This window comes from Flaviramulus sp. (genome assembly GCF_982512915.1).
The window spans coordinates 1-24,327 of the sequence record NZ_CEWOCJ010000015.1 but is presented as its reverse complement, the minus strand read 5'-3'; the positions used below and the strand labels follow the sequence as shown (position 1 = coordinate 24,327).

At 30.7% G+C, this 24,327-nt stretch carries 18 protein-coding genes and 1 pseudogene; 9 read left to right on the top strand and 10 right to left on the bottom strand.

Features of this window, described 5'->3' with window-relative positions:
* Positions 1-7: 7 nt before the first annotated feature.
* The 4 genes from AC1XJX_RS10340 to AC1XJX_RS10325 all read right to left on the bottom strand — a co-directional run bounded on the left by AC1XJX_RS10340 (position 8) and on the right by AC1XJX_RS10325 (position 8,681).
* Positions 8-2,761, bottom strand: coding sequence for a PD-(D/E)XK nuclease family protein (locus AC1XJX_RS10340; RefSeq protein WP_482003909.1), 2,754 nt, complete (start codon positions 2,759-2,761; stop codon positions 8-10).
* A gap of 75 nt (positions 2,762-2,836) precedes the next feature.
* Positions 2,837-4,207: an OmpA family protein gene (locus AC1XJX_RS10335; RefSeq protein ID WP_482003908.1), complete on the bottom strand. Its 1,371-nt coding sequence runs from the start codon at positions 4,205-4,207 to the stop codon at positions 2,837-2,839.
* 124 nt (positions 4,208-4,331) lie between these two features.
* On the bottom strand, positions 4,332-5,525 hold the full coding sequence (gene kbl, locus AC1XJX_RS10330; protein WP_482003907.1) for a glycine C-acetyltransferase: 1,194 nt from the start codon (positions 5,523-5,525) through the stop codon (positions 4,332-4,334).
* A 21-nt stretch (positions 5,526-5,546) separates the two neighbouring features.
* Positions 5,547-8,681: a UvrD-helicase domain-containing protein gene (locus AC1XJX_RS10325; protein ID WP_482003906.1), complete on the bottom strand. Its 3,135-nt coding sequence runs from the start codon at positions 8,679-8,681 to the stop codon at positions 5,547-5,549.
* Between the two features lie 125 nt (positions 8,682-8,806).
* On the opposite strand from AC1XJX_RS10325, the gene AC1XJX_RS10320 reads away from it, so the two are divergent.
* Complete coding sequence (locus tag AC1XJX_RS10320) at positions 8,807-9,415, top strand: superoxide dismutase (protein ID WP_482003905.1); 609 nt, start codon at positions 8,807-8,809, stop codon at positions 9,413-9,415.
* An 809-nt stretch (positions 9,416-10,224) separates the two neighbouring features.
* On the opposite strand, the gene AC1XJX_RS10315 is transcribed toward AC1XJX_RS10320, so the two are convergent.
* The 4 genes from AC1XJX_RS10315 to purN all read right to left on the bottom strand — a co-directional run bounded on the left by AC1XJX_RS10315 (position 10,225) and on the right by purN (position 14,539).
* On the bottom strand, positions 10,225-12,123 hold the full coding sequence (locus AC1XJX_RS10315) for an amidophosphoribosyltransferase (RefSeq protein WP_482003904.1): 1,899 nt from the start codon (positions 12,121-12,123) through the stop codon (positions 10,225-10,227).
* Positions 12,124-12,212: 89 nt separating this feature from the next.
* Positions 12,213-13,139, bottom strand: a complete 927-nt coding sequence (locus tag AC1XJX_RS10310) for a PfkB family carbohydrate kinase (RefSeq protein WP_482003903.1) — start codon at positions 13,137-13,139, stop codon at positions 12,213-12,215.
* Between the two features lie 199 nt (positions 13,140-13,338).
* Entirely contained in the window at positions 13,339-13,980 is a 642-nt protein-coding gene (locus tag AC1XJX_RS10305; RefSeq protein ID WP_482003902.1) for a ribonuclease H1 domain-containing protein, read from the bottom strand.
* Positions 13,973-14,539 (bottom strand): phosphoribosylglycinamide formyltransferase, encoded by a 567-nt coding sequence (purN, locus tag AC1XJX_RS10300; protein WP_482003901.1) that lies wholly within the window; start codon positions 14,537-14,539, stop codon positions 13,973-13,975. The genes AC1XJX_RS10305 and purN overlap by 8 nt, the downstream gene beginning before the upstream one ends.
* A 187-nt stretch (positions 14,540-14,726) precedes the next feature.
* Between purN and AC1XJX_RS10295 the strand changes: the two genes are divergently transcribed.
* The 5 genes from AC1XJX_RS10295 to pyk all read left to right on the top strand — a co-directional run bounded on the left by AC1XJX_RS10295 (position 14,727) and on the right by pyk (position 19,086).
* Positions 14,727-14,960: an acyl carrier protein gene (locus tag AC1XJX_RS10295; RefSeq protein WP_007647141.1), complete on the top strand. Its 234-nt coding sequence runs from the start codon at positions 14,727-14,729 to the stop codon at positions 14,958-14,960.
* A 12-nt stretch (positions 14,961-14,972) separates the two neighbouring features.
* The gene (gene fabF / locus AC1XJX_RS10290; protein ID WP_482003900.1) at positions 14,973-16,223 is read left to right on the top strand and encodes a beta-ketoacyl-ACP synthase II; all 1,251 of its coding nucleotides are present in this window, start codon (positions 14,973-14,975) and stop codon (positions 16,221-16,223) included.
* Positions 16,224-16,321: 98 nt separating this feature from the next.
* Positions 16,322-17,062: a ribonuclease III gene (gene rnc / locus AC1XJX_RS10285; protein ID WP_482003899.1), complete on the top strand. Its 741-nt coding sequence runs from the start codon at positions 16,322-16,324 to the stop codon at positions 17,060-17,062.
* Between the two features lie 108 nt (positions 17,063-17,170).
* Positions 17,171-17,650, top strand: a complete 480-nt coding sequence (locus AC1XJX_RS10280) for an IPExxxVDY family protein (protein ID WP_482003898.1) — start codon at positions 17,171-17,173, stop codon at positions 17,648-17,650.
* Positions 17,650-19,086 (top strand): pyruvate kinase, encoded by a 1,437-nt coding sequence (gene pyk, locus AC1XJX_RS10275; RefSeq protein WP_482003897.1) that lies wholly within the window; start codon positions 17,650-17,652, stop codon positions 19,084-19,086. The genes AC1XJX_RS10280 and pyk overlap by 1 nt, the downstream gene beginning before the upstream one ends.
* A 302-nt stretch (positions 19,087-19,388) precedes the next feature.
* On the opposite strand, the gene AC1XJX_RS10270 is transcribed toward pyk, so the two are convergent.
* Both AC1XJX_RS10270 and dinB read right to left on the bottom strand, forming a co-directional pair.
* Positions 19,389-20,765, bottom strand: coding sequence for a S41 family peptidase (locus tag AC1XJX_RS10270; protein ID WP_482003896.1), 1,377 nt, complete (start codon positions 20,763-20,765; stop codon positions 19,389-19,391).
* A 125-nt stretch (positions 20,766-20,890) separates the two neighbouring features.
* A complete protein-coding gene (gene dinB, locus AC1XJX_RS10265) occupies positions 20,891-21,988 on the bottom strand; it encodes a DNA polymerase IV (protein ID WP_482003895.1) in 1,098 nt (365 codons plus the stop codon).
* An 84-nt stretch (positions 21,989-22,072) separates the two neighbouring features.
* Here dinB and AC1XJX_RS10260 point away from each other — a divergent pair, with 84 nt between their 5' ends.
* From AC1XJX_RS10260 to AC1XJX_RS10250, 3 genes and pseudogenes are all read left to right on the top strand, one after another.
* Complete coding sequence (locus tag AC1XJX_RS10260; RefSeq protein WP_482003894.1) at positions 22,073-22,552, top strand: CYTH domain-containing protein; 480 nt, start codon at positions 22,073-22,075, stop codon at positions 22,550-22,552.
* A 4-nt stretch (positions 22,553-22,556) separates the two neighbouring features.
* On the top strand, positions 22,557-23,108 hold the full coding sequence (locus AC1XJX_RS10255; protein WP_482003893.1) for a YciI family protein: 552 nt from the start codon (positions 22,557-22,559) through the stop codon (positions 23,106-23,108).
* Between the two features lie 296 nt (positions 23,109-23,404).
* Positions 23,405-24,327: pseudogene (locus AC1XJX_RS10250) on the top strand (T9SS type B sorting domain-containing protein); the annotation flags it as partial.

The window sequence follows — 24,327 nt, the reverse complement described above, 5'->3', positions numbered from 1 at the left end:
AATTGGCTTAAACTTCTTTTTCAGTAAAATTAATTTTTTGGTTGCAAATTTCTGAGATAAGTTTTTTAAGTTGGATGCTAAAATCGTTTAAAGTTTCTTGAGTAATTATAGAATCCTTATTTCTGTTATTAGCATTTTCTTTTTTGGAAAACTTTAAGAATCCAGAGTTTAAATTTTTAAACGAAATAATGCCAGCTTCTATTGGGAGGTTTATTTTTTTCGATTTGGACATCATATATGCATAACAAAGCACTTGAAAGCTTTTACTGAATTTCTTGTAATCGGTATTTATATCTTCCCAATTAACAATTTCTACTTGGTTGGGTAATACACTTCCTGTTTTGTAATCAATTATCCGCAGTAAGCCATTATATTCATCAACTCTATCAACTTTACCTTTTATTTTAACTGGAAAATGAAGTTCTTGAAAATCAATTTCAACTTCGTTATTAGCTTCAATAGCAATAATTTTTATTTGATTACCTGCATTTAAATCCTCAATTTCTAAATCTAAAAAATTTGATATGTACCGTTTAGCAATTTCAAAAATAATTAAGTTTTTTCCTTTAGTTATATCACCTTCTTTATATTCATTTTTAAAGTGAAATAAAACCATGTCGTTAATACGAGTTTTAAGTTGTTCAAGTATTTCAATAGTTAAAAACTTGCCAACTAAAGGTTCGTAAAATGTTTCAAGGGTGTTGTGTACAACAGTTCCTAAGGTATTTGTAGCTATAGATTCTTCAACCTCATTGTGTTCTTTTATTTTTAATATTTTTTGATAATAAAAATCAATAGGGTTTCTTATATAATTGGTTAAAGATGATGGAGAAAACCCTTCTTCTGCTATTTTAATAATTTGCTTTTGTAAAGCATCTGTTTTCCTAATTTCATTAAGTCGTACATTTATTATTGGAACTTTGGGTGTTATTATTTGATGTTTAATTTTATGAATTCCTTCTAATTCTAATTGTGTAATAAATCTACTTTTTTCACCTCCAGTTAATACATCGGCTTCTGTATTGTAAAGGATATAAATATTTTTTGCTCTTTGTAATAAATGATAAAAATGGTAGGTATAAACAGCGTCCTTTTCTTTATAAGTTGGTAAGTTATTTTCTAATTTAACATCAAAAGGTATAAAAGAGTTGTTGGTTTTTCCTGATGGCAAAATACCTTCATTTACTGATGATATGATAACGGTTTCAAAATCTAAAACGCGAGATTCTAACATTCCCATTATTTGTAAACCTTGTAATGGTTCACCTTGAAAATCTAATTTATTATTACTTAATAGCTCTTTATATATCGAATAAAGAGCAGACATATTTTTGATATGATTGTATTTTGTGTTTAGTCTAATCAGCTCATTAAAAAGCTCATTAAAACGAAATGTATATTCTAATGATAGCAAATTAGATGTCTTGTTCACATCCAAATGGTGTTTGATTAATAATATTAATTCTGAACAATTACTTAAAGTGTTTTCAATTGAATTTCCCCAGTTAGAAAATAGTAATTCTATGATATCTGTTCCTTTTTTATCCGTTAGTTCTATCAATTTGTTTTTGGATAAATAAACTAAATTATTTGAATCAATTTTTTCAATTAATTTAGAAGATAAATCGATACCATCTAAATAAAAAAGGGGTCTAATAAACTCATGAGATAAAATGTTAACTAGATCTCTGTAGTAGAATGAGTTGGTAGTTTTGTGTAAATGAAACAAAGCATCAAAAAGTGTAGCTAACGGAATAGACTTCAAGGGAAATCCCATAGTAATATTTAGCGCATCAATTGAGTTAGGTAGTGAATTTAGGACGGGTATTAAAAGGTTTTCGTCCCCTAAAACCACTGCTGTATTTTGTAAATCAGGATTATTTTTTTGTAAATCAGATAGAATGGAACCTATCTGTTTAGCTTGTCCTACATTTTTTGGAATCCCAAAAATTGAAATACTTTTTTCTTCCGAATAATATTTACCTAACCAGTTGAAAGTATTTTGATTAAAAAAGGGCCATTTTTGATGCTGTCTAATAAACAAACCTGCATCGTGTTTAAGATTAGTAATGAAAGTCGTATCAATATCCCAATAAATTTTGGCTAAATCGTTTAGAAGCAATTCTTGAATTATCGTTTCTTCAGCAGAATTTAAAGCATTAAAACCTAAAAACACATGAAGTTTTTTAGGATTGTTTTCTATGTAAAACTGTAAATTTCCAACTGCTTCTCTATAAACTAAACCTTGGTATCCTATCCTTTTATTTATCAGGGTTTCTGTAAACTTATTGTAATATTGATGAAGTTTTTTCCAAAAGGATAAATAGTTTTTGACAAATTCTGTTTTATTTTCCTCTAACGACCAATGCTTTAAATCTTGAATGGCAGTCAAATAATTAAAAATATTTTCTTGAGGAATAAGATAGCGGTCTATTTCATTAAAATCCTGAAGTAATATTTGACCCCATTTAGAAAAGGAATCAAAAGAATCCAGATTTTCTTTTTTTGTTAAAGTGCTATAGGTATTATAAAACTCAAATAAAAGTTCTGTGTTAGATAATGCTTTTAGTTGCGATAGTTCCTCAACAAACTCTTCAATGCTAATAATTTCAGGTGAAAAGATTGTTTGCTCAGTTACTTTTTTAAGTTCATGTTTTAAAAACAATCCAGCTCTTTTACTAGGTAATACAAATACTATGTCTGAAAGAGTAGCATTACTATTTTGTAAATTTTTTAGAACATCAAAAATAAAAGTTGTCATTGTATAAAAATAAAAAACGCTTCGGATATCCGAAGCGTTTTTTGTAAACTTATTTTTTAAATTAAACCGCTAATATTATTTAGCTAAGTTAATTTCTACACGTCTGTTGTTAGCTCTACCAGTTTTAGTATTGTTAGTGTCAATTGGTTTAGATTCCCCGTAACCAAGAGCAGATAATCTGAAAGCATCAATACCATTTTCAATTAAATATTCTTTAACTGAATTAGCTCTAGAATCAGATAATCTTTGGTTTAAAGTTTCGCTACCAACACTATCAGTATGTCCTTCAACTGTAAATTTAGCATTAGGATACTCTTTAAGTATTACAATAATATCAGCTAATACTTTAGCAGATTGTTCTTTAATTGTTGATTTTCCAGTATCAAATAAGATAGTTTTAGCATACTCATTTAAACTTTTTTGAACTTCTGCAGAAACTTCAGGACAACCATTATTAGCAACAGTACCCTTAACATTTGGACATTGATCATCTTTATCTAATACACCATCACCATCAGCATCTGGCCAAGGACAACCTTTATTAGCAGCTGGACCAGCAGTACTAGGACAAGCATCATCAGCGTCGGTTACACCGTCACCATCAGCATCAGGACAACCAGCTAAAGCTTTTAAACCAGCAACTGTAGGACAGTTGTCATCTTTATCAGCAATACCATCACCATCAGTATCCGGACATCCATTCATTTCAGCTAAACCAGCCTCATTTGGACAAGCATCTTTACTGTCTTCAATACCATCGCCATCAGTATCAGGACAACCGTTAAAAGCTTCTAAACCAGCAACTTCTGGACAAGCATCATCTTTATCATAAATACCATCACCATCAGTATCAGTTCCACCAAATTTGATAGAGATACCAGCTGTGTGTTGGAAATGAGATTGTAAATAATCTTCAAAAGCATGTTTGTAAGCTGTTTGAATCGTTAAACCAATATTTTCGTTAAACCAAACGTTTAATCCTAAAGTTCCGTTTAAAGTACCAGCTCCAACTTCATCTACCCAAGTGTAACCACCACCAATTCCTAGATAAGGATCAAGTGTTTTACCTTTTGTAAAGTTATATTTAATAGTACCATCTACTGCGTAATATGATAAGTCATCAACTGGTATAGCATCAGAAGTACCAGGTACTTCTCCCCATTTATTAATTTTATTCAGAGATCCAGCAACACCAAGTGAAAAGCCATCACCCATGTATTTAGATACAGAAATTGTAGATAATGAAGGTAAAATGTTGTAGTTTCCAGTATCAAAAAATTTACTAAAAATAGTTTCACTAAATGGAATTCCAGTACCAGATGGATAAGCATCCACTGCATTAGCTCCAATGGTAATTTGCCAAGGGTTGTTTTCGTCTTGCGCATTAGCGTTGCTATAACCAAGTACAAGCAACATAGCGAACAATAATCTGCTAAGATTTTTCATATTCAAAAGTTTAATTTTTAAGTGTTAATTGAAAACAAAAGTAAGTTGTTAAATGTTATTAACAAAGACAAATATATAAAAAAAATGGTAAAAATGGTTTATTCATCGATAGTTCAGAATGAATTTAGATAATTTTAAGCGTTTTACCAACCTTAGTAAAAGCTGATATAGCCTTGTCTAAATGGGCTTTTGTGTGTGCTGCCGATAGCTGTACTCTAATTCTTGCTTTTTCTTTTGGGACCACTGGAAAAAAGAATCCAATAACATAAATCCCTTCTTTAAGAAGCATATTTGCCATGTTTTGTGATAGTTGTGCATCATATAACATAACTGGAACAATGGCAGAATCGCCATTAATTATATCAAAACCAGCTTCTTTCATCCCTTTTTTAAAATAATTTGTGTTCCATTCTAAAGTGTCTCGTAATTCGGTATTGTTGGAAAGCATTTCAAAAACTTTTATAGAAGCGCCAACAATAGCAGGGGCCAATGAGTTTGAAAACAAATAAGGTCTTGAGCGCTGGCGTAACATATCAATAATTTCCTTTTTGCCAGTTGTGTAGCCACCCATAGCACCTCCCAAAGCTTTGCCAAGTGTACCCGTAATAATATCAATTCTATTTAAAACACCCTTATCTTCAAGGGTTCCTCTTCCTGTTTTTCCTATAAAACCAGCGGCATGACATTCATCTATCATTACTAAGGCATCATATTTATCTGCTAAATCACAAATCTTATCAAGTGGAGCAACTAATCCATCCATTGAGAAAACACCATCTGTAACAATTAATTTGAATCTGGCGCCATTTTCGTTTGCTGAAATGAGTTGTTTTTCAAGGTCTGCCATATCATTATTTTGATAACGATATCTTACAGCTTTACATAATCGAACGCCATCTATAATGGAGGCATGATTTAGTGAATCTGAAATTATAGCATCCTCCGCTCCAAGTAATGGCTCAAAAACCCCACCGTTTGCATCAAAAGCAGCTGCGTATAGTATGGTATCTTCAGTCTCGTAAAATTCGGCAATCTTTTGTTCTAAGTCTTTATGAATATCTTGAGTTCCGCATATAAAACGTACCGAGCTCATTCCAAAACCATGAGTATCCATGGCATCTTTTGCGGCTTGAACTACTTCAGGGTGTGCGGACAGTCCTAAATAGTTATTGGCACAAAAATTTAAAACAGTTTCGCCAGTATTTAATGTTATTTCAGCTCCTTGTGCCGATGTTATAATACGTTCTTCTTTATAAAGTCCGTTATTTTTTATGTCTTCAAGCTCTTTTTTTAGATAATCTTGCAGTTTTCCGTACATATTATTGTGTTTTATGCAAATTTAAACATCTTTAACTCTTATCTCATTGTTTATGTAAACAAGAATTTTATTTTTTACTTTTAAATTCATTTCTTCCAAAACATCTTGATATAATCGTAACTGTTGTTCATGTTTTTTATCTTCTACACCTGTTTTGTAATCTATAATTATAGCTTCATTATTTTTAATTATAACTCTATCAGGTCTTAAAATCATATTATTTTTTGAAATTATATCTCGCTCATTATATAAGGTGTAATTTGTAGAGAAATAATTTTCAAGTTTTGAATGAGTTACTATTTCAAATATTATCGGTTTTAACAAGTTTGCTTGTTTTTCATTTATAACAGAAGAACTTATAAAATCATTAATAACAAAATCTATATCATCTTTTGTTTTAATTTTTGACATGATATTATGTATGAGATTCCCTTTCTCTATAGCTTCTTGTTGATGAGTATCCCAAAGTGATCCAGATTTTGTAACCACCCTAATATTGAGCGATTCTTTTGAAGTTGATATAAATTGATTTTGAAATGTTGATTCGTTTGATGATTTATTACTTGTTTTGAGTTTTTTTTGACTACCAAAACTATAGTTTGAATTGGTATCATTCCAAACCCCTAAATGCTTTAAGTAATTAATAAAAAGCCCCGAGTATTTTTTTGCGTTTGCTTCACCTTTATTAGAAAGATCTTTTTTTGAAATAATATATAATTGTTCAACAGCACGTGTTAATGTTACATATAATAGATTAATATTATCTAATTCTAATTCTGATTGATGTCTGTTAAATATGTTTTGTCCTTCTTCACCAAAATTTTCAAAATCCTTATTATAGTTTAAGAGTGTATGTGTAAATCCTTGATATTTTTCTGAATCTAATTTAAACCACTCTTTAGGTTCTTTTTCTCTGTAAATTTCTAAATCTGCAAAAGGAAAAATGACAACAGGGAATTCTAATCCTTTTGATTTATGAATCGTCATAATTTGAATAGCATTTTGACCTTTTGGCGAGATGATACTTAAACTTTCCTTTTTCTTGTTAAAATATTCTAAAAACCCAGAAATATCCGAGCCTTTTTTTTGTGTAAAATCTAAAACGATATCTAAATAAAACTGGATGTAAGCATTGGAAGTTTCAATTAAATTAAAAGTTCTAACAATGGTTTCAGCTAAATCGTATAGCGGAAGTTTTAATAAGTTATCAGTTTTAAAAAAAACATTGTAAGTTTCTATACTTTTAAATAGTTTAGATAACGACAAATTAAGATATTCATTAAAAAAAGCATGTTTATCTTCAATCTTAAAAAGTGTAGTCAAATAATTTAAAACTGAAATTTTTATTTCGTTTTTTTTTGGCTGAATCAAAAGTTCTAAAATATTATTTATAAAAGCAACTTCTGGCGCATTATAAATGAGTAAAGTTTCAGAAGATATGATTGGAATTTCATGCTGACTTAAATAATTAGCTATAGTTACGCCTTCTTTTTTCTTTCTAACTAAAACACAAACATCTTCCAAATTATAACCATTTTGTAAACAGGAGTTTATTGTGTTTAAAACGTGTTCAGAAAAGACCTCATTTGTGTCCTCTTCCTTTTCAATATTTAAAAAAGATATGTTTACGAAACCATTTTCATTTTTAGTAATGATTTGTTGGGAGTTTTCGTAAAGATTTTGATAATCGTTATTTTTAAAAACTTGGTTTGATAAATATTTAAAAAAGCCATTATTAAAACGAACTATTTCTTTAAAACTTCTATAATTAGCAGGAAGATTTATAATTTGTTGTTCTACAAAAGGGAATGGTTTAACACGTTTATTAAATAGATTAATAAATTGTTCTGCTTTACCACCACGCCACCTATAAATAGCTTGTTTAGCATCGCCTACTAACATAGCGCTTCCAGTTTCTGCAGAAAGTGCATTACCAAAAAGAGGTTTTAAATTTTCCCATTGCATTACCGAGGTATCTTGAAACTCATCAATAAAATAATGTTTAAATTTTTCACCAATACGTTCGTAAATAAAAGAGGTAGGTTGTTCTTTTATTTCGTTACTAATGATAGTATTAAATTCTGAAATTAGCATTTTATTTTGCGCTTCTTTTAAAGAAATCAATTCTTTATGTATAGCATTTATAACTGAAAGAGGAGTGATGTTTCTATAAAAATTTTTTAAAAGTTTAAGATAAAATGTTGTTTGTTTTGTTTGGTAAAAAGTTTTAGCTATTTCTGGTTGTATTTGATTAATTATGGATGCAATATCGTTTTTTACTCGTGTTGGATATAATCTTGAGTTTTCAATATCTTCTTGCCACTTAGTCTCAAAATTCAGATTAAAGTTTTTGACGGATAATTTTTGAAAATGTTTAGGCAAATAACTTCCTGAAAAATCATCAAATTGTAAGCCAGCTTGTTCAATTAAAGTTAGTGAGTTTTTTGCTTTTTCAGAGATATCAGTTTCAGCATTGCTAACTTCTATTTTTAACCAGGCTTTTAGAGTTACAAAATCGTTTAAACTTTTACCTTTAAGATTTTCAATAAAAGGAATGTCGTTTTCATTAATCAATAATTTCGCAATTTTATTAAAATCAAAAGTAATGTCCCAACTTCTATCATCATCAGCTTTTTCAATGGCAAAATCAACTAAAATATTTGTGAGTTCTTTGTCAGTTCCAGCTTTTGCAATAAGGCTATCAACAGCTTCATTTAAAAGCGAATCTTGATCTAATTCTACCTCAAAATTTATAGGTAATTTTAAATCATGAGCAAAAGTTCTAATCAGTTTATGGGTAAAACCATCTATAGTTGAAATATCAAAAGCTGCATAATTATGTATTATTGTATTAAGTAATTTACCTGCTTTTTTGTGGAGTACTTCAGGTTCTATGTTTAATTCTTCCGATAGTGCTAAAAACATCTCATTTGGATTTTCCAAAACACTTTTATCGGCAAATGTTTTTAGCATCTCAATAATACGGTTTTTCATTTCTGCAACTGCTTTATTTGTAAAAGTGATTGCTAAAATATTTTTAAAATGAAAGGCGTTTTTTGAAGCTAACAAAATCTTCAAATACTCCTTAACAAGTGTAAAAGTTTTTCCGCTACCAGCAGATGCATTATAAATTGTAAATGGAGAATTTGTTTGCATACATTTAATTTGGATACAAGATAAAAACTATCAATCATATCATAACAATTTATTATTTTTTATTGCAGTCATTTATGCGTAAATTTGAGAAGAAATTAAATATTAATATTTTAAAACATAAAATTATGGCTTTCGAATTACCGAAATTAGGATATGCTTATGACGCTTTAGAGCCTCATATCGATGCAAGAACTATGGAGATACATCACTCTAAACACCATGCTGGTTACACTAATAACTTAAATAACGCTATTGCAGGAACTGATTTAGAAGGAAAATCTATTAATGATATTCTTGCAAATTTAGACATGAATAATGGTGCAGTTAGAAATAATGGTGGAGGGTTTTATAACCACTCATTATTTTGGGAAGTGATGAATCCAGAAGGGAATGGCTATTTATCTGGAGAATTAAAAGATGCTATTGAAGCAGAATTTGGCTCAAAAGAAGGTTTTATGGATGCTTTTTCAAAAGCAGCTGCAACTCGTTTTGGATCTGGTTGGGCTTGGTTATGCGTTCATAAAGGAGGTAAAGTTGAGGTATGCTCAACTCCAAATCAAGATAATCCATTAATGCCAGGAGTTGGTTGTGGTGGTATGCCAATTTTAGGTATCGATGTTTGGGAACACGCTTATTACTTAAATTATCAAAACCGCCGTCCAGATTATATCAATGCGTTTTTTAGTGTAATTAACTGGAATGAAGTTGAAAAACGTTATGCAGCGGCTAAATAAAACTTTCTAAATATATTTTAAAACCCACTTTTACAGTGGGTTTTTTTTATGGAGTTACCCTAGGGTCGGGTTTTCCATTGCTATCCCTTAAGTAAAAAATATTAGCAGAAAAAGCAATGTTTTTAAAGCAGAAAAAGTAATGTTTTAAAATAGATTAGTATATGATACTTCTTTTTTTTAGAATTCATAAAATGAAAAAGGTGAACGATAGTTCACCTTTTTGCCCCAAATCTACCATAAACTTAACCTACTTATGTTATGGTGGTGTAAACATATAATGGCTTAGCAATGTTTTAAAATATTTTAGTCAAACGACTAATATATTGGCTTAAAAGGGATTGAGAAAAATAACTAGTTAGCAAAAGAATTATTGATTTGAAAAATAAAGAATTCAAAAATTATTTCATAAAAAAAGACGAACAGAAGTTCGCCTTTTTTTGCCCCAAATCTACCATGAACTTAACCTACTTATGTTATGGTGAGACCAAATATATGATGACTTAACTTGGTTTAAAAATATTTTAGTTAAACGACTTATATATTAGCTAAAAAGAGGTTTTGTATATGGTTTGTAATAATGAAAATTTGAAAATGGAAAGGGTTATAAAAAAAAATTATTTCATAAAAAAAGGCGAACAGAAGTTCACCTTTTTTTGCCCCAAATCTACCATGAACTTAACCTACTTATGTTATGGTGCAACTAATTTATACGTATTTTTAACAGTAAGATTATTTTTTAGACAAAAAGCATATTTATCGGACAAAGTGTTATTTGTAAAAAATTAATAAGAAAATTATTAAATTAATAATTAATAAGCCCGTTCTTTATTTCCTTCATAAAAGTTTATAAAAGCTCTATTTACAACTCGGTTTCCTCCTACCGTTGGATAATTTCCAGTAAAATACCAATCTCCTAAATGTTTTGGACAAGCTTCGTGTAAATTTTCAACAGTTTGGAATATAATTTTCACCTCAGCTTTTATGCTTCTATCACTTAATAATTCTGATATTTTATCTGAAATTTGTTCGTCAGTAAAAGGCTCATAAACTTCTTTTACAAAATTTTGTACTAATTTATCTTCAAGCTCAGTTTGTTCCATACATTTTTTATAGACATCCTCTATAATATGATATTTATTGTTATCATTTAATAATGCTAATGCTGCTCTAAAGGCCACTAAACTTTCAAGGTTTGCCATATCAATACCATAACAATCTGGATAACGTATTTGAGGTGCTGATGATACTACAATAATTTTTTTAGGATTTAAACGATCCAGCATTTTTAAAATGCTCTTTTTTAAAGTTGTTCCTCTTACAATACTATCATCTATAATAACTAGATTATCTTTCGGCTTTATTACACCATAAGTTACATCGTAAACATGTGCTACCAAATCATCTCTACTACTATCCTCGGTTATAAAAGTTCTAAGTTTAACATCCTTTATAGCAATTTTTTCAACACGTATTCTTTCAGATAAAATTTCTGTAACTTTTTCTGCAGAAATGTTTCTTTTGCCACTTAAAAGCGTTTTAGTTTTTGCTTTATTTAGTTCAGATTCTGCAGTTTCTACCATTCCAAAAAATGATGTTTCAGCTGTGTTTGGAATATAAGAGAAAACGGTGTTTTTTGTATCATTATTAATCGCTTCTAAAACTTTAGGCATTAATAATTTACCCAGCATTTTACGTTCTTGATAAATTTCGGCATCACTTCCTCTAGAAAAGTATATACGCTCAAAGGAACAGGCTTTACGTTCTAATGGTTCAAGAATTTTTTTAATAGCTACTTTACCTGATTTTTTTGTGATAATCGCATGGCCAGGGGTTAATTCTTTTACATCTTTAAAATTTACATTAAATACGGTTTGAATTACAGGGCGTTCTGAGGCAACTACTACAATTTCATCATCCTGATAATAATAAGCAGGACGAATACCTGCAGGATCTCTTAAAACAAAAGAGTCACCATGACCTATAAGTCCTGCCATAGCATAACCACCATCCCAATTTTTAGCAGCACGTTTTAATATTTTAGCAACGTTTAATCGTTCAGCAATTTGAGGAGAAGCCTCTCTTTTATTATAGCCTTCTTTTTTTAAGTCTTTATATATTTTACTAACGGCATCGTCTAGAAAATGACCTATTTTTTCCATAATGGTTATGGTATCGGTGTATTCTTTAGGATGTTGCCCTAATTCAATTAAATTACTAAAAAGCTCTTTAACATTTGTCATGTTAAAGTTTCCAGCCATAATTAAATTTCTATGCATCCAGTTGTTTTGCCTTAAAAATGGATGTACACTCTCTACGCTATTTTTGCCAAATGTCCCGTATCGTACATGACCTAAAAGCACTTCGCCTATATAAGGGATATTCTTTTTTTGGGCAGCTACATCATTAACGTAATCAGGATGTTCTTCAAACTCTTTATTAATTCTATCATTAATTTGAGCAAAAATATCTTGAATAGGTTGTTGCGCAATAGAGCGTACTCTACTTATGTAACGCTCCCCAGGTTTAACGTTAAGCTTAATACTAGCAAAGCCTGCGCCATCTTGTCCGCGATTATGTTGCTTTTCCATCATGAGATACATTTTGTTTACGCCATAAAATGCACTTCCGTATTTTTCTTTATAATACTCTAATGGTTTTTTAAGTCTTATGAGTGCAATTCCGCATTCATGTTTTAAAGCATCGCTCATTGTTGTATTGTTATTTTAAAGTGTTCCAAAATTATATTTTTTGGATTTAGTTTTAAATAAAAAACGCGCTCATAAAAGAGCGCGTTTTTTTATGATAATTCAATATTAAATTGCGTTAGTTGTTTAAATTGTTGCATGCGTTTAAGAACTTCATTCTTTTCTAAATTTATCATGCGCTCTGTTCCAAACTTCTCTACACAAAAAGAGGCTAGTGTCGAGCCATAAATAACGGCGTTTTTCATGTTTTCAAATGAATAGTCTTCCGTTTTAGTAAGATAACCTGCAAAACCACCTGCAAAAGTGTCACCAGCACCAGTTGGATCAAATACTTCTTCTAAAGGAAGCGCAGGTGCATAAAACATATGGTCATCATGAAATAATAAGGCGCCATGTTCCCCTTTTTTGATAACTACATATTTTGGTCCCATTTCATGAATTTTTCTAGAAGCTACAACTAACGAGTATTCTCCAGTTAATTGTCTAGCTTCTTCATCATTAATAGTTATAACGTCAATTCGTTTAATAACATTTAATAAATCATCTAAAGCGCAATCCATCCAAAAATTCATCGTATCTAAGACAACTAACTTTGGTTTGATAGTCATTTGATCTAACACGCCTAATTGAACAATTGGATGTAAATTACCAAGCATTACAACGTCTGCGTCTAGATAATTATTTGGTACAACAGGATTAAAATCTGCTAGCACATTTAATTCTGTAACTAGGGTATCTCGGGTATTCATATCGTTATGGTATTTGCCACTCCAAAAAAACGTTTTGCCATCTTTAACGATTTCGATACCTGAAATATCTATCTTTTTACTAGATAATATGTCTAAATATTCTTGAGGAAAATCGCCACCAACAATAGAAATAGCAGCAGCGTCTACATTAAAATGTGATGCAGATAAACCAATAAAAGTAGCAGCACCACCAAGTATTTTATCCGTTTTTCCGAAAGGTGTTTCAATAGCATCAAAAGCTACGGTACCAACAATAACTAATTTGCTCATAAAGCATTATAAAATTTGCTGCAAATATAGGTTTTTTAAATGCTAATTCAAGCATAATTTTTTTGCTAAAAGGCGCAATTATTTATTTTCCAATAACAATGTAACTTTTTAAAAGCCATCGTGTCTGATTATTAAATGCTATTATCAAATCGAAAATAATAGGGGATGAATTAATTTTTATCTCTTAATTTTTTTTAAATTATTTTCTTCCAAAATCTGCAGGAATTTCTCCCCAAGCTTTGGTTTCCCATTTTACAATGGTAGTTGAATAGTTGTTTTCTTTTAACCATTTTATGGCACGATCTACCAAATCAAAAACCGGTTTATTTTTATCGTTTCGCTCTAATTTTGTATTACAAGTTTTCTTTTTAACCCAGCTTATAGCCGTTTTAGAATCGGTGTATATAATATGATTTCTGTTATTTTTTTTTAAAAGTGCTAAACCATGAACAATAGCTAAAAACTCGCCAATGTTATTAGTGCCTTCTTCAAAAGGACCTTGAATAAAAAGTTGTTTTTTAGATTTGGTATCAACACCTCTATATTCCATTTTTCCGGGGTTTCCACTTGAGGCAGCATCTACCGATATAGAATTATAATTAGGCAGCCCAATTTTTTTTAATTGCTCAACAGATAATTCGCTTTTAAAAGCTGTTTTCTTTCCTATATAATCAAAATAATTACGTTTTAAAGCCTCTTTTGCAGCAACAAACGTTTCGAACGATTTGTAATGAGCACCTTCAAAGTTTGTAATTTGCGCTTTGCAATCGTCCCAAGTTTCAAAAACACCTGTACGGTGTCCCTTCCAAACGGTATAATATTTTTTCTTTTTTTTACTCATTTAAAAGTCTATCAATCACTTTTGGAAAATAGTCCATCTCTAATTCATGAATTTTTAGTGCTACATCTTGTGCTGAATCAGTATGAGTCACATCGCATTTTGCTTGAAAAATAATAGCGCCTTCGTCATAATGTTGGTTTACATAATGAATGGTAATGCCTGTTTCTTTCTCATTATTTGCAACAACAGCTTCATGTATATGCATACCATACATGCCTTTTCCGCCATATTTTGGCAATAATGCTGGATGTATATTGATTACTTTTTTTGGGAATTCATTTAAAATATTTTCTGGAAATTTCCATAAAAATCCTGCTAATACAATTAAATCGGGGTTTGAAGTTTTTAAAATACTAAGAATATCATCAGTTTCTGTAAATGCAATTTTGTTGAAAGATAATGCACTAACATGTAATTTTTTAGCACGGTCTAAGACTTTGGCATGCGGATTGTTAGTTAATATTTGAATAACAGATGCATGATCACTGTTGTGAAAAAACTTAATTAAATTTTCAGCATTAGTTCCACTTCCGGACGCAAAAATTACAATACGTTTCATATACAAACTATCAATGTTAATATTATTCAAAAACAAAAAAAAGAATAAATATTAACAATTAGAAGGTAAAATTGAAATACTTCAATGTTATTTTAGTAAATTACATTCACATTTTTAAATTAAAGATGTGTTTTAAAATAAAGTTTTTTATTTTTGCCAACTAATTAAAACTTAAAATTAAAAGATTATGTCAGACATTGCATCAAGAGTAAAAGCGATTATCGTAGACAAATTAGGAGTTGATGAAAACGAAGTTGTTACTGAAGCTAGCTTCACAAACGATTTAGGAGCAGATTCATTAGACACTGTAGAATTAATCATGGAATTCGAGAAAGAATTCGATATCCAAATTCCAGACGATCAAGCTGAAAATATTGCAACAGTTGGTCAAGCTATATCATATATAGAAGCTGCAAAATAAGCAATACACTTTATGGAATTAAAGCGAGTTGTAGTCACAGGATTAGGAGCTTTAACACCTATTGGTAATACCAAAGACGAATATTGGGATGCCTTAATAAGTGGTAGAAGTGGAGCTGCGCCTATAACATATTATGACACTGAAAAGTTTAAAACTAAGTTTGCTTGCGAACTAAAAGACTTTAACGTTACAGATTTTATAGATAGAAAAGAAGCACGAAAAATGGATAAGTTTGCCCAATACGCTATGGTTGCGGCAGATGAAGCTATCGCGGATTCTAAATTAAATCTGGATGATGTCAATAAACTACGTGTAGGTGTTATATGGGGTGCAGGAATTGGTGGTTTAGAAACCTTTCAAGATGAAGTTTTAAACTTTGCCGCAGGTGATGGAACCCCAAGGTTCAATCCATTCTTTATTCCAAAAATGATTGCGGACATTGCTCCAGGTAATATTTCCATAAAATACGGTTTTATGGGTCCTAATTACACGACAGTTTCTGCTTGTGCTTCATCAGCAAACGCTATGTTTGATGCTTTAAATTCTATTCGTTTAGGGCATTGCGATATCGTTATAACTGGTGGTAGCGAAGCAGCAGTAACTATAGCAGGTATGGGTGGTTTTAATGCCATGCATGCACTTTCTACAAGAAATGAATCTCCAGAAACAGCTTCTCGTCCTTTTGACGCAACCAGAGATGGTTTTGTTTTGGGTGAAGGTGCAGGAGCTCTTGTTTTAGAAGAGTATGAGCATGCAAAAGCAAGGGGTGCAAAAATATACGCTGAGTTTATTGGAGGAGGATTATCTTCTGATGCTTATCATATGACTGCTCCACATCCAGAAGGCATTGGTGTTATTGCTGTAATGAAAAACTGTTTGGAGAATGCTGGGGTAAAACCTGAAGATGTAGATCATATCAATACACATGGTACTTCAACACCATTAGGTGATGTTGCTGAATTAAAAGCAATTTCAAAAGTATTTGGAAGTCACGCTAAAAATATAAATATAAATTCTACTAAATCGATGACAGGACATCTATTAGGTGCTGCAGGAGCTATTGAAGCTATTTCGGTTATATTGGCCATGGAATATGGTATTGTTCCTCCAACTATTAATCATACAACTGTAGATGAAAACATTGATTCTGAATTAAATTTAACCTTAAATAAGGCTCAAAAGCGAGATGTAAAAGTTGCTATGAGTAATACATTTGGATTTGGCGGACATAACGCTTGTGTATTATTCAAAAAATTAGATTGAATCCCGAATGAAATAAACCATAACGATAAATTAATTTTTACAGTAAAATGAAACATGGTTTATTACATCTGACATTAATTTAAGATATTTATTATCAGATGAAAAACATTCGTAACATATTAAATTCCCGTTTTAAACGCAACGGGAATTTTTTTATGGAATTAAATAAAATTCTTGGATTTAAACCAAAAGACGAAAAATTCTATAAAAAGGCTTTTACGCATCGTTCGATGAATATAAAAGACAGTAAAGGAAATTCTTTTAATTACGAAAGATTAGAGTTTTTAGGAGATGCCATGTTAAGTTCTGTAATAGCATCTCATTTATATCTTGAAGTTCCCAGTGGTGATGAAGGCTATTTAACCAAAATGCGATCTAAAATTGTAAGTAGAGAGCATTTAAATGAATTAGGAAAAGACTTAAAGCTAATAAATTTGGTTGAAAGTAAAATTCCACAAGGCCAATTTGGAGATAATATTCATGGTAACTTATTTGAAGCTTTAGTTGGAGCAATTTTTTTAGATAGAGGTTATAAATACTGCGAAAAGTTTATTTATAATCAAGTAATTATACCATATGTAGATATTGAAACTCTAGAAGGTAAGGTAATAAGTTATAAAAGCTTATTGATAGAGTGGTGCCAAAAAGAGAAAAAAACTTTTGGATATAATGTTTACGAAGATACTGGTAATGATGAAGTTAGGCATTTTTCAGTAAAACTTTCAATTGATAATAAAGTTATTGCAAAAGCCAGAGCCACGTCAAAGAAAAAGGCAGAAGAAAAAGCTTCAAAGCGCGCTTTTTTTGTTTTCCAAAACAGAATCTCAAAAACAGTTTAAGCCTTTAATTAACTACAACGTTTTAGTTATCTTTCTTATTAAGATTAGCATAAACTTAAGAAATCTCAACATTTTATATATTATATTTACGAAAGTTTAAAATAAGCTATGGCTGTTCACAAACTTAATTTCGATGAAGCTTTTGATGAGGTTGAATTCACCCTTATCGCAATGCATTGTTCGCTTGAAGATTACAGATTAGCCTATCTTTTAAATAAATATTTAGGCATAGCGCTTAAAAGAAAACCCATAGATTTGGATTATAAAAAGAGCCAAGCATCTTATTCAATTTATGAATGGGAAGACCATAAACACTTAACAAATTGGAATTTAGTGTCGAATATTTGTAAAACACAAACTATTCAAAAAGCTGATAATAATTCGTTATTCAATACTCAAAAAACCAAAACCTATTATTTATTGCCAGAACATAAAACAGTGAATTACTTTTTAAAAATAGATAGTGAATTCAGTTTTAATAAAGAAAAATATATTTTAGATAATATACTTAAAATACAACAAATAGTTACAGCTTACAGTATAGATTCTAATAAATTACAATCAAAAGAAAATTTAATTTTTAGCTAATGTCAATAACAAAAAAAACCAAAATAGTAGCAACTCTAGGGCCAGCTACAAGTACTAAAGAAGTTTTAAAAGGCATGCTTGATGAGGGCGTAAATGTTTTTAGAATAAACTTTTCTCATGCCGATTATAACGATGTTAAAGAACGTATTAAAATGATACGTGATTTGAACGATGAATATGGTTATAATGCAGCCATTTTAGCAGATTTACAAGGTCCAAAACTTCGAGTAGGTGTCATGAAAGAAGAAGTTGTTGTAAATCCTGGAGATGAAATAATATTTGCAACAGGAAAACGATTTGAAGGCACAAAAGAACGTGTTTACATGACCTATGATAGGTTTCCTCAAGATGCTAAACCAGGGGAACGGATTCTTTTAGATGACGGAAAATTAATTTTTGAAGTAGTTTCTAGTAACAAAAAAGATGAGGTAAAAGCTAAAGTAATTCAAGGCGGACCATTAAAATCTAAAAAAGGGGTAAACCTTCCTAATACAAATATCTCACAACCAGCTTTAACCGAAAAGGATATTGAAGATGCTATTTTTGCAATAAAAGAAGAAGTAGATTGGTTTGCATTATCGTTTGTTCGACATGCAGAAGATTTAATACAACTTAGAGATTTAATAGAAAAACACAGCGCCTATAAAATTCCAATCATAGCTAAAATTGAAAAACCAGAAGCTGTAGCAAACATTGATAAAATTGTAGCACATTGCGATGGTTTAATGGTAGCACGTGGTGATTTAGGAGTAGAAGTTCCTGCACAAGAAGTACCACTTATTCAAAAAGAATTGGTTTTACGCGCAAAGAGAGCTAGAATTCCGGTAATTATTGCAACTCAGATGATGGAAACCATGATTACTAGTTTAACACCAACAAGAGCAGAAGTAAATGATGTTGCAAACTCAGTAATGGATGGTGCAGATGCAGTAATGCTTTCAGGCGAAACATCAGTTGGTAAATACCCCATACAAGTAATTAAGCAAATGGCAGACATTTTAAAGAGTGTCGAAAATTCAGAACTTATAAAAGTACCACAATTGCATCCGCATATTCGTACCAATCGTTACATTACAAAAGCTATCTGTTATCATGCCGCTAATATGGCTAATGAAATTAATGCAACAGCCATTTCAACATTAACAAATAGCGGTTATACAGCCTTTCAAATTTCATCATGGAGACCGTTGTGTCATATTTTAGTTTTCACATCTAACAAACGTATTTTAACACAATTAAGTTTGCTTTGGGGTGTTAAAGCCTTTTTCTACGATAGTTTTGTATCAACCGATGAAACTGTAGTTGATACCAACCGAATTGCAAAAGCAGAAGGCTATGTAACTAAAGGCGATATGGTAATTAGTTTAGCATCTATGCCAATGGCAGAAAAAGGTATGGTAAACACACTTCGAGTTAGAGAAATAACAGGAGATTAATTCTTTTAAATTATAAATATTTGAGCGTTACCCTTTTTGTAAACTAAAAAGGGTAACGTTTTATCTTTTTTTGTACCTCAAAAAAGGATGCCACGTAAATTGCTAACGCAGGTATTTGCCAGCTTATTTTTTAAATAAAGGGAGTTTTAATTTTTGGAAGGGTTCGTTTAACGTTTAGTATATAAAAAGCAGGCGATTTTCAAGCACCAAACTTTCAGGTAAGCACAAAGTGTGATACTAGCCAAGAGCTTTGCATTTATTACTGTTTCACCTATTTTTTTATATACATTGTTGTACGTTCGCTATTTTTCTTCAAGATTATTAAGAACAATATTTATCCAATCTTCTTCTTTATAGGATGACAAATCAACATTAGGAGAAATGCCAATACTTTCAAAGTCTTCGTTTTGCTGAAATATCATTTTTTTTGTTGTAATAACTATCCAAATATTTAATTCAGGAATTTCAATGGGCATCCAATCACCATATGAAACTGCTCCCATTGTATTTTCTCCAAATGTTTTTACTTTCTCAGAATATGACGAAGTAAGAATAAAGCCTTCGGCTGAACTTGCTGTATTTCTGTTAAATATTACTCCAATTTTTTCGAGAAATCCACTGGACAAGGAAATAGTGTCCTTTTCCATTTCAATTGGTGTAAATATGCCTTTATGTTCTTTTAAGAATTGAACGTATTTTAATTCGTCAATACTATCTTTTTCAGTTTCAGCATATTCATACTTTGTTCTATCGTAATACTCCAAGTTGTCTTTACTTACCCAAACAGAGCCATAATAAGGCTGCTCAACAATTTCTGAATCAAGTATGTATGGTAAAATTGATTTAAAGGCATCAAATCCACCACCACCATTATTTCTAACATCAATGATTAAGTTCCTTTTAGAATTGATAAAGTGCTTATTTAAAGTAATTAAACTGTCTATCTTATGAGTTTGTGATAGGTCGAAAGATGGTAGTTTTAAATAATTAGTGTTTACCGTTAATTCTTTAAATACTAGGTTATTTGTTTGGAAACTACTATTTTCAGTGTTATCGGTTTTGTTTCTATAAAAATTTAGATAGCGACCAATGGATAAAACCGAATCTGAAACAGTCACATCATAGACCTTAGGAATAAGGTTTTGTCTCCAATAAATGCACTTTAGGTTTTGGTTCTCATCTTGAAAAAATTCAATCTTAACTTGTCCCTTTTTCCAAAAAGGTTTGTAGCCCTTCTGTATTATTGCTAACCATTTCGAGAAACCATTAACAGATGGAGTTATTTTAATACTAAAACTTCCATCTTCAAAATACCAAAGACCTTCAAATTCATTTAATGAATTTTTTCTTGATTTTATCTTTTTTTGAAAGTGATCTTGTGCAGAAAAATGTTCGTCATAATAAATGAAAGAATGTTCATCTCTAAAAAAATCCAAATAAATAGATATTAGTCCGATACAATCTCTTTTATTATCTATCTCTTTTGATAGCGTATTCATCTTATTTTTGTAAATATCATAAACATCTTTTCGATTAGACTCAATAACTTGATGTTGATAAGAGGCTTGGTTTTTCTCTACTTTTTCTTGAAGAAAAGTTATGTTCTTCAGACAATCGCAATCTTGACCGAATAAGTTTAACGAAAATATAAGTGATACTGTGATAAAAATATTTTTCACATTTCTTGTTTTTAGTGACACACAACGTCAAGATATGAAATCGTTTTAATAATTTATATCAGATGCTAAACTAAGTTATATTTTTTTCTCACAAAGTCAAGTAATACTATAATCTTTTTCTCGGTTTAGAATCCAAATTTTAATTGAACACTCACACTTTTTTGCTCTAGAATTTTTTTAGTTTCAGTATTTAAATTTGATAACGATATACCTAATAAACGCACAGAGTTGCTCAGTTTTTCTTGGTACAATAAATCTTTGGCAGTATCTAAAATAATATGTTTATCACTAATATAATAAGGCAAGGTTTTACTTCGGGTATGCAAAGTAAAATCACTATACTTTATTTTCAAGGTTACCGTTTTTCCAGCAACTTTACTTTTGCTTAATCTTCTAGAAACTTCTTCGGCAATATGCTCTAGTTTTTCTAACATAAAAATCTCAGAAGATAAATTTTCACTAAATGTTCGTTCTGCAGCCAAACTTTTTCTAATACGGTTTGGCTTTACTTCACTGTTGTGTATGCCTCTTACTACATAGTAATAATACCTACCAGATTTCCCAAAGTTTTCATCTAAGAACTTAATAGATTTTTGTTTTAAATCTAGTCCAGTAAAAATCCCTTTTTGATACATTTTTTCTGCGGTAACTTTACCAACACCATAAAATTTCCGAATATCTAACTGCTCTAAGAATTGAATAACCTCCTCAGGGTTTACCGTTTTTTGTCCGTTAGGTTTATTATAATCACTCGCTACTTTTGCAATAAATTTGTTGATGGATATACCAGCAGACGCTGTTAAACCAACTTCATTAAAAATACGTTCTCTAATTTCTTTGGCTATAATTGAAGCACTTGGGTTACCTTTTTTGTTTTTGGTTACATCTAAGTAAGCCTCATCCAATGATAGCGGTTCTACTAAATCTGTATAATCATAAAATATATTTCTAATTTTTTTTGATATTTCAGCGTACCTCTCAAAATGGGGGCGTACAAAAATTAGATCTGGACATAATTTAGCTGCTAAATTTCCAGCCATCGCACTTTTTACACCAAATTTTCGCGCTTCATAACTAGCAGCACTTATAACACCACGTTTACCACTACCACCAACAGCTATAGGTTTCCCTTTTAGTTCTGGGTAGTCCATTTGCTCAACAGAGGCATAAAAAGCATCCATATCTACATGAATAATTTTTCGTAATGGTAAATCGGTTAACATACTGTAAATTTAGACAATAATTGCATTTTTACATGACTAATAGTAACTTTGGAAAGGCTTTTTAAAATAATTAAGGACTAATTAATGATAGAAATAGAACGTAAATTTTTAGTAAAATCAGATGCTTATAAAAAGCAATCTTTTAAAAAAACTAGAATTATTCAAGGTTTTTTAAATTCTCATAAAGAAAGAACAGTTAGAGTTAGAATAAAGGATGAAACAGGATTTTTAACAATTAAAGGGCAGTCTTCTAAAAATGGATTATCACGTTTTGAATGGGAAAAAGAAATTTCATTATTTGAAGCAGAAGCGTTACTAAAACTTTGTGAAACAGGGAATATTGATAAAATAAGATATGAAGTATCTATTAAAAATCATACTTTTGAAATTGATGAGTTTTTTGGAGACAATGAAGGATTAGTGGTTGCAGAAGTAGAATTAAGCCAAGAAAATGAAATTTTTGAAAAACCTGATTGGTTGGGTAAAGAAATAACGGGAATTATAAAATATTATAACTCCCAGTTAAGCAATCGGCCTTTTAAATTTTGGAAACATAAACAATAAATCCATGAGAAAAATTGTAATCATATATACTTTAGCTGTATTATGTATAGCTTGTAAAGATGAATCAAAAAAACCATTGTCTAATATTGAAGAGGATCTTATTTATTCAAAAGAAAACCCATCCGAATCAATTGCCTCTTTGCAAACCGAAGTCATAGAGCAAATAAAAACCAAGAAAAAAATTAAGGAGGAACTTACATCCAAAGGGTTTCAAATATTTGATTATGTTGATAAAAAAACTTTGGATACAATTATCATGCAACAATACTATATTGCGTTTTTAAGAAAAGGACCAATTACGGGCCAAAATGAAGAGGAGACTGCCGATTTACAAAAAGAACATTTATCACATCTTGAAAAAATGTATGAATTGGGTTATGCTGATATTTCGGGTCCTTTTGGTGATAACGGAAACATAAGAGGTATTACTATTTACAACGTTCCAACCTTAAAAATGGCAGATAGTTTAGCAAATGCGGATCCGATGGTAAAAGCGGGTAGGTTACAAATAGAAATGCATCCTTGGTGGGCTGCAAAAGGTTTTTCACTACGTTAAAAATTTCTAATCATTCTAGATTAATTTTAAAAGGCGTATGGTTTTTGTATGGGTGCAGTTCGTCTAATGTAATTTTTGGTTACTATACTTTTTATTAATATAGCGTTCTCAAATTAGCCATTATTTTAATTTTTTGAGTTCTAAATTTATTCACTATCAATAAAATTTTTTTCATACTTAGCCTTTTTGTTTGTTTTTTTACTCAAAAAGCTCAAGCCCAATTAGGTTTTTGTTCAGGAAATTCTGGAGATCCTATTTTTACAGAAGACTTTGGAACGGGATCAATAAACAGTTCTTTGCCCCCAGGAACCACAACCTATACATATGCCTCTTCTGGTTATCCAGATAATGGTGAATATACCGTAAGGAACAACACCTTGTCAAATGGTTTGGATTGGCATCAATTATCACAAGATCATACACTTGGAGATACCAACGGGAAATTCCTTATTGTTCAAGCAGATCAAGTTGCTGGAGAGTTTTACAGAACTACTGTCTCTGGTCTTTGTGAAACAACTACATACGAATTTTCTGCATGGGTAGTCAATCTTGTTATAGCTAATAGTTTTTGTTCTTCTCAACCTGGAGGCACTATTCCAATTAATGTACGCTTTGAGATTTGGGATAGCACCGATTTAAATAGATTAACATTTGGAGATACAGGAAATATTGTTGAAACTTCCACCCCAAACTGGCAAGAATTTGCTTTAGTTTTTCAAACTTTAGCAGGACAAGATGAGGTAATTTTAAAAATGATTAATAATGGTCAAGGTGGTTGTGGAAATGACTTAGCCATAGATGATATTGAATTTAAATCTTGTGGAGATACTGTTGATGTATCCGATTCAAACAATGATACTACAGTTAGTTTATGTAGTTCCCAAACACCATTCAATACAATATTAACAGCTACGCCAGATGGAGTTGTTTACAGTTCTCATTTTTATCAATGGCAGCAAAGTACAGATTTAGGTGTCACTTGGTCAGATATTATAGGAGAAACCAATCAAACCCTATCCATTTCAGTTTCAAATACTACATACTACAGAGCTAAAATTGCAGAAGTTGCAATTAATTTAAGTAATTCCAATTGCGTTTCATTTTCAAATGAATATCAATTAGATATTACGCAATTACCAGCGCAACCTGTATTAGCCTGTTGGGAAACAGCTACGATAAACAATGCAACTTGTTCATGGGATGTTACCGGCACACAACC